5 protein-coding genes are annotated in these 6,542 nt (G+C 60.1%); 2 read left to right on the top strand and 3 right to left on the bottom strand.

Features of this window, described 5'->3' with window-relative positions; all coding sequences use genetic code 11:
- Together MA04_RS21460 and lspA are read left to right on the top strand one after the other, a co-directional pair.
- Window positions 1-432, top strand: a 432-nt coding sequence (locus MA04_RS21460; protein ID WP_262462795.1) for a cation transporter, incomplete at its 5' end; no start/stop codon positions are given.
- A 3-nt stretch (window positions 433-435) separates the two neighbouring features.
- On the top strand, window positions 436-945 hold the full coding sequence (lspA, locus tag MA04_RS21465; protein ID WP_262462798.1) for a signal peptidase II: 510 nt from the start codon (window positions 436-438) through the stop codon (window positions 943-945).
- Between the two features lie 159 nt (window positions 946-1,104).
- Here lspA and MA04_RS21470 read toward each other — a convergent pair whose 3' ends face one another.
- From MA04_RS21470 to MA04_RS21480, 3 genes are read right to left on the bottom strand one after another with little or no spacing between them, the layout of a single operon-like run.
- Window positions 1,105-4,218, bottom strand: a complete 3,114-nt coding sequence (locus MA04_RS21470) for an efflux RND transporter permease subunit (protein WP_062817555.1) — start codon at window positions 4,216-4,218, stop codon at window positions 1,105-1,107.
- A 12-nt stretch (window positions 4,219-4,230) separates the two neighbouring features.
- Window positions 4,231-5,184 (bottom strand): efflux RND transporter periplasmic adaptor subunit, encoded by a 954-nt coding sequence (locus MA04_RS21475; protein WP_062817554.1) that lies wholly within the window; start codon window positions 5,182-5,184, stop codon window positions 4,231-4,233.
- Window positions 5,185-5,199: 15 nt separating this feature from the next.
- Window positions 5,200-6,414: a TolC family protein gene (locus tag MA04_RS21480; RefSeq protein WP_231866137.1), complete on the bottom strand. Its 1,215-nt coding sequence runs from the start codon at window positions 6,412-6,414 to the stop codon at window positions 5,200-5,202.
- Window positions 6,415-6,542: the final 128 nt, after the last annotated feature.

The following is a 6,542-nucleotide window of genomic DNA, read 5'->3' on the forward strand; positions in this document are numbered from 1 at the left end:
AATTTTGCCGATGCGGCCGTGTACGGGCTTGCCCTTTATGCGGTTGGTCACAGCGTGAAAATGCAGCTACGTGCTGCCCATCTTGCGGGTGTCCTGCAACTGATCTTGGCTGTTGGCGTACTCATAGAGGTGGTGAGACGCTTTGTATTCGGTAGTGAGCCTGAATCGCTGGTGATGATGGCTATCGCATTCGTCGCGTTGATTGCCAATACCAGTTGTCTGCTGCTGATAGCCAAACACCGGGAGGGCGGAGCGCACATGAAGGCAAGCTGGATATTCTCGGCCAACGACGTGGTGATCAACCTGGGGGTCATTACCGCCGGCGTTCTGGTCGCGTGGACCGGCTCCAATTATCCGGATCTGGTTATCGGTAGCATCGCGGGGCTCGTCGTGCTTAACGGTGCCAGGCGCATTCTGGCGCTCAAGGGTTAAAGCATGCCCTTTATTGGCAACAATCTCTCGCCGTATGTCCTGTTTTCCATATCCGGCCTGATAGCAGCATCGGACCAAACTGTAAAATGGCTGGTTCAACAAACAATGGCTTATGGCGAGTCGATCGCGGTGACCCCGTTCTTTAACTGGGTGCACCTATGGAACACCGGTGCCGCATTCAGTCTTTTTGCGAATGGTGGAGGCTGGCAGCGCTACTTTTTTATCGGAATCGCGGTAGTGGTCTCGATTTTTCTGATCAAGCTGATCCTTGAAAATCGTCATAAAGGAGAAGCCATCGCTTACAGTCTTATCCTCGGTGGCGCCATGGGCAACCTGATTGACCGGGTCTTTCGCGGCTATGTTGTAGATGCCTTCGATTTCTATTGGCGAGACTGGCACTGGCCAGCCTTCAACCTTGCCGATATTGCAATTGTCCTCGGTGCATTGCTTCTCGTTTTCGTAGGCTTACTGCGAAAAGAAAATCCCAATGCCGAGTTGGATGGATCTTCCTGAAACCTTAGCGGAAAAAAGCCTTAAAAATGCGCTCGGTTTGACCGTGCTTGCCAGTCGGTAAGGCTGCATTTCCTGGCCGGCAATCAATGCCGAACTTGTTTCTCGAAAACGACCCGCTCCCGGCCAAATGGCGGCCAAGAGCGGGCTACCCGGATGCAATTACACCTTTTCATCCTGGCGGTGCAGCAATGTGTACAGAATTGGCAGTACAAACAGCGTCAGTAGCGTCGATGAGATAATCCCGCCTATCACCACTGTGGCCAGCGGCCTTTGAACCTCAGCGCCGGTACCCGTATTGAGGGCCATGGGCACGAAGCCAAGACTGGCGACCAGTGCGGTCATCAGGACCGGACGCAAACGAATAAGAGCACCTTCCACCACGGCGGAAACCAGATCACCCTGGTTGTGCCAAAGATCCCGAATAAACGCCACCATCACCAGACCATTGAGTACCGCCACCCCCGACAGGGCTATAAAGCCCACACCGGCGGAGATCGACAGCGGCATGTCCCGCAGCCACAGTAGCAGCACGCCACCGGTCAGGGCCAGGGGGACGCCGCTGAAGATGATCAGCGCATCTTTCAGCGATCTGAATGCCATCACCAGCAGGGCAATGATGATCGCCAGGGTCACGGGCACGACAATGGCAAGGCGCTGGCTGGCGGATTCCAGTTGCTCGAAGGTACCGCCGTAATCCAGCCAGTACCCGGCGGGCAGATCCACTTCCTGTCGAACTCTTCCTTTGATCTCCTCCACAAAGCCGCCCAGATCGCGATCCCGGACATTGGCGGTGACCACCACCCGTCGCTTGCCGTTCTCCCGGCTGATCTGGTTGGGGGCCGGAGCCAACTCCAGCGCCGCCACTTCTGACAGTGGCACATAGCCGCCTCCCGGCAGGGGCACCGGCAGATCCGCCAGGCTGTCCACATCCCGGCGGATGACCTCGGGCAGGCGCACCACCAGTTGGAAGCGGCGATCCCCTTCGTAGATCAGGCCGGCGTTTTCGCCACCTACACCCGCTGCCACCAGATCCTGAAGATCATCCACGGTCAGGCCGTAGCGGGATAGCGCCATGCGTTTGGGGTGCACCGACAGCATGGGCAGCCCGGTGATTTGCTCCACCCGGGCATCGGTGGCCCCTTCCACTGACTCCACGACTTCGAGCACCACATTGGCGGCATTGAGCATCTGGTCTAGGTCGTCCCCGAATACCTTGATGCCCAGGTCCGCCCGCACACCGGAGATCAGTTCGTTGAAGCGCATCTCGATGGGTTGGGTGAACTCGTAGTTGTTCCCGGGCAATTGCCCGACCGCCGCCTGAATCTCGGCAATCAGCTCATCTCGCGGTTTGTCCGGGTTCGGCCATTGCTCGCGCGGCTTGAGAATCACGAAACTGTCCGCGATATTCGGTGGCATGGGGTCGGTGGCCACCTCCGGTGTCCCGATTCGCGAGAATACCTTGTCTACCTCGGGGAAGGCCTTGATGCGCCGCTCCAAAGGTTTCTGCATCGCAATGGATTGCTCCAGACCTGTGCCGGGAATGCGCAGGGCTTGCACAGTCATATCACCCTCGCTGAGCTGGGGGATGAATTCCGACCCCAGGGTGGTTGCTAGCCAGATACAGACCGCCAGTAGGGCGCCGGCGCCCCCCAGTACCGGCCAGCGGAATTTCAGGGCCAGCTCCAGCGCCGGGCGATAGATCCCTTTGGCCGCACTGATGGCGGCACTTTCCTTTTCGCGGATCCTGCCTGTGAGGAACACCGCAACGGCGGCGGGGACGATGGTGAGCGAAAACACCATGGCTGACACCAGGGCCATGACCACGGTGGCGGCCATGGGATGGAACATCTTGCCCTCTACCCCTGTGAGGGAGAAGATGGGGATGTAAACTACGGTAATGATCGCCACCCCGAACAGGCTCGGACGTATCACCTCGGTCGTGGCTTCATAGACGACCTGCAGCCGTTCCTTGAGCGGCAGGCGCGCACCCGTAGCCTGCTGAGACCCGGCCAGGCGCCGGATGCAGTTCTCCACGATAATCACCGCGCCATCGACAATCAGCCCGAAGTCGAGTGCCCCCAGGCTCATCAGGTTGGCGGAAACGCCGGTCCTCACCATGCCAGTGATGGTGGCGAGCATCGACAGGGGGATCACCGCCGCGGTAATAAGGGCGGCCCGCAGGTTGCCCAGCAGCAGGAACAGCACCACGATCACCAGCAGCGCACCCTCAAGCAGATTCTTCTCCACCGTGGCGATGGCCTTGTCCACCAGAGTGGTGCGGTCATAGACGGCTTCCACGCGAATGCCCTCGGGCAGGGATGGCCGGATATCCTCCAGCCGCTCGCTAACGGCCCGGGCGACACTACGGGAATTTTCTCCCATCAACATCATGGCGGTGCCGATCACCGTTTCCACGCCGTCGCGGGTGGCAGCCCCGGTGCGCAGCTCCTTGCCAATGGCCACTTCCGCGACATCCTTCACCCGGAGGGGCACGCCATCGCGGTTGGCGATCACTACTTGTTCGATGTCGCCGATGGTCTTCAGTTGGCCGGGGGAGCGCACCAGCAGCTGCTGGCCATTGCGTTCGATATAGCCAGCGCCACGGTTGGCGTTGTTGGCCCTCAGTGCCGCCACCAAGTCCTCGAGGCTGACGCCGAGCTCCAACAATTTTTTCGGGGAGGGCGTGACGTGATACTGCTTGTCGTAGCCGCCGATGGAATTGATTTCGATCACCCCGGGCACCTGGGCCAGTTGAGGTTTGATGATCCAGTCCTGCACTTCCCGCAGGGCAGTGGCATCCCAGGGCTCACCATTTTCCCGGGTGGCGCCGGGCGCCGCATCCACGGTGTACATGAAAATCTCGCCCAACCCGGTGGCGATGGGGCCCATCTCCGGCTCCAGCCCAGGCGGAAGGACGCTTTTGATGGCGCCAAGGCGCTCGTTGATCAAGTTGCGGGCGAAATAGATGTCCGTGCCTTCTTCGAACACCACGGTCACCTGGGACAGGCCGTAACGGGACAGGGATCGGGTGTAGGACAGGCTGGGCAGGCCGTACAGCGCCGTCTCCACCGGGAACGTGATGCGCTGCTCTGTCTCCAGGGGTGAATAACCGGGTGCCTCGGTGTTGATCTGCACCTGGACATTGGTGATATCAGGTACCGCGTCGATGGGCAGGCGCTGGAAACTCCAGACACCGACACCGATCAGCACCAGAATCAGCGAAAGCATGAGATAGCGCCGTTCTACAGAGAGGCGCACGATAGCGTCGATCATAGTGGCCTCCTGTTAATCGTCGTCTGACACGCTGGATTTTTCGATATCCGCCTTGATGAGATAGCTGTTCTCCACCACGTAGCGTTCGCCGGGCTTCAGGCCAGAAAGTATTTCGGTGAACTGGCCATCCGTGCGGCCCAACTCGACAGGCCGGGGCTCAAAGCTATTGCCTTCTTGCACAAACACGACCTGGGATTCGTCGAGCAACTGCAGGGCCCGATTTTCTATCACCAGCGGCACTTCGATACGCTCTACCACGATGCTCGCCGAAACCAGCCGGCCCGGTGAAAGCAGCTCCTCTGCGTTGGCAATTTCTGCCCGGGCAATGACGTAGGGCGAGCCGCTGTTCTGCGGCACGATATGACTGATCCTGGACTCGTGCTGGGCATCTCCGGTGTCAATTCGCACCAGCTGTCCTGGTGCGATTTCGCGGCGCTGCCCCGGGAAGATTTTCAATTCCACCCATAGCGGGTCGAGCTTGGCGATGGTGAACAGCGCCTGCTCCCCGGCCAGCTCGCCGACGTTGATATTGCGCTGGATAACGGTACCGGCGAAAGGCGCACGCAAGGTGTAGGGTTGGAGGCTGTCGTTGGATTCGATGCTGGCCAGTGGCTCGCCAGCCTTGACCGCGTCACCGAGACTGGCATTGATTTTCGTAACCTGACCCGGGAAGCGTGCCCTGATCAGGGCAATCCCGTCGGGATTGGGAACAAGGCGGCCATAACTGCTGATGGTGCGCTCCAGGATGCCGGCACCTGCGGCCTTGCTTCGGATACCGGCTTGCTCCGCCATCTCGGCGGAGATTTCCGCGTGAGTGCTCTCCGACTCCTCGTGCTCGCCGCGCTCTTCGTTGACGTCACCGTGCGCATGCGAATCATCACTGTGATCATCTTCCGCGGCATGAGTCGGTCCGGCCGTCAGCACATAAACGCTGGCAAGTATGAGTAAATAGTTAACGACTTTCATGGTAGTAATCCTTGTTCAGCGGCCAGCCAGAGGCTGCGCCGTCAGTTGTTCGATCAGCGACTGGTTGAGCAGCGCCGTGGTGGCGGCGTCGACCAGCGCCTGCCGGGCGGAGAGCAATTCCCGCTGCGCGGCGGTCCACTCCACATAGCTGTAGCGACCTTTCTCGTAGGCCTCGCGGGTCTGGCTGAGGGCATCACTCAGATCGGGAAGCACTTGGCCGCGAATCTGCTCAACCGCCTCGATGTTTTGCTGCCGCTGTCGGTAAGCCTCGAACAGGCGCGAGTGGAGGCGAAGCAGGGTGTCCTCCCGGCGGTACCGGACTTCATCCCGCGCCGCCAGAGCGGCTTGCACTTCGCCGCGATTGCGCCGTCCGGAAAACAGCGGTACGGAAAACCCGCCGACCAGCGCCGAGTCATCCGTCTCCTCGAACTGCCGGACACCCACCTGCCAGCGGATATCGCTCTCGGACTGGCTCCGTGCCAATTGGACTTCCGCCTCACGGACGCGCCGCTCGCTGGCATAGATTTGAATGGCCGGGCTCTCACTGACCCGCTGGTACAGGATCTCGAAACTGTCGGAGGACCCGAACTGGAACAGGTCGCCCTCCAGACTCTGAAAGTCCGGACGGGTATCACCCCAGAGCGAAGCCAGAGCTATTTTCCGGCTCTCGTATTCGCTTAACACGCGGGACTGCTCGATACGACTCCGGGTGAGCGCGGCCCTGGCGCGCATGACTTCGGCCTGGGGCGCCGCGCCCCGGTCGGCGCGACGGGTGACGATCTCGTGGGTGGCCTCGGTCAGCGCCACAGCGTCAGCGGCCAGTTCAAGTTTTTCCTGCAGGGCCAAGGTGGCGACAAAACGCTGGGCCACCTGTCCCAGCACATCCAGGGTTTCGGCCTGGCGCTCGGCCTCGACCAGAGCGTATCGCGAGTCGACGACGCTGACGCGGGCCTCACGCTTGCCGCCAAGTTCGAGAACCGATGACAAGGACAGGGTGTACTCTGCCGCGTCGCTCCCCTGCCGGTTGCCGCTGCCGAGGACGTTTTCCACCTCCAGGCCGGCTTCCAGGGCAGGATTTTGATCCGCCGTGAAACGACGGCCTTCAAGGCCCTGAAGGCGAAAATCGAAAACCTGCAGGGTGGGGTTCTGCGCCACGGTCCGCGAGAGGGCATTGGCAAGTGTGAGAGGTGCCTGCTCGGCGTACGCAACAGTGCCCGTCAGGGTTAGCACGAGAAGACACAGCAAGGTGTTAAAAAATTGACTCGGTATTACCCGCCGCCCATTTTTTATGTGCATTCCAAAAAGCATGAAACTACTCCTACGAAAGTCGGGTAAGCGGATTAAATGGTTGATCTTAC

The organism is Alloalcanivorax balearicus MACL04, from assembly GCF_025532145.1.
GTDB lineage: Bacteria > Pseudomonadota > Gammaproteobacteria > Pseudomonadales > Alcanivoracaceae > Alloalcanivorax > Alloalcanivorax balearicus.

Coding starts and splice junctions, on each gene's coding strand:
- lspA (WP_262462798.1), top strand. CDS start 436: ATGCCCTTTATTGGCAACAATCTCTCGCCGTATGTCCTGTTTTCCATA.
- MA04_RS21470 (WP_062817555.1), bottom strand. CDS start 4,218: ATGATCGACGCTATCGTGCGCCTCTCTGTAGAACGGCGCTATCTCATG.
- MA04_RS21475 (WP_062817554.1), bottom strand. CDS start 5,184: ATGAAAGTCGTTAACTATTTACTCATACTTGCCAGCGTTTATGTGCTG.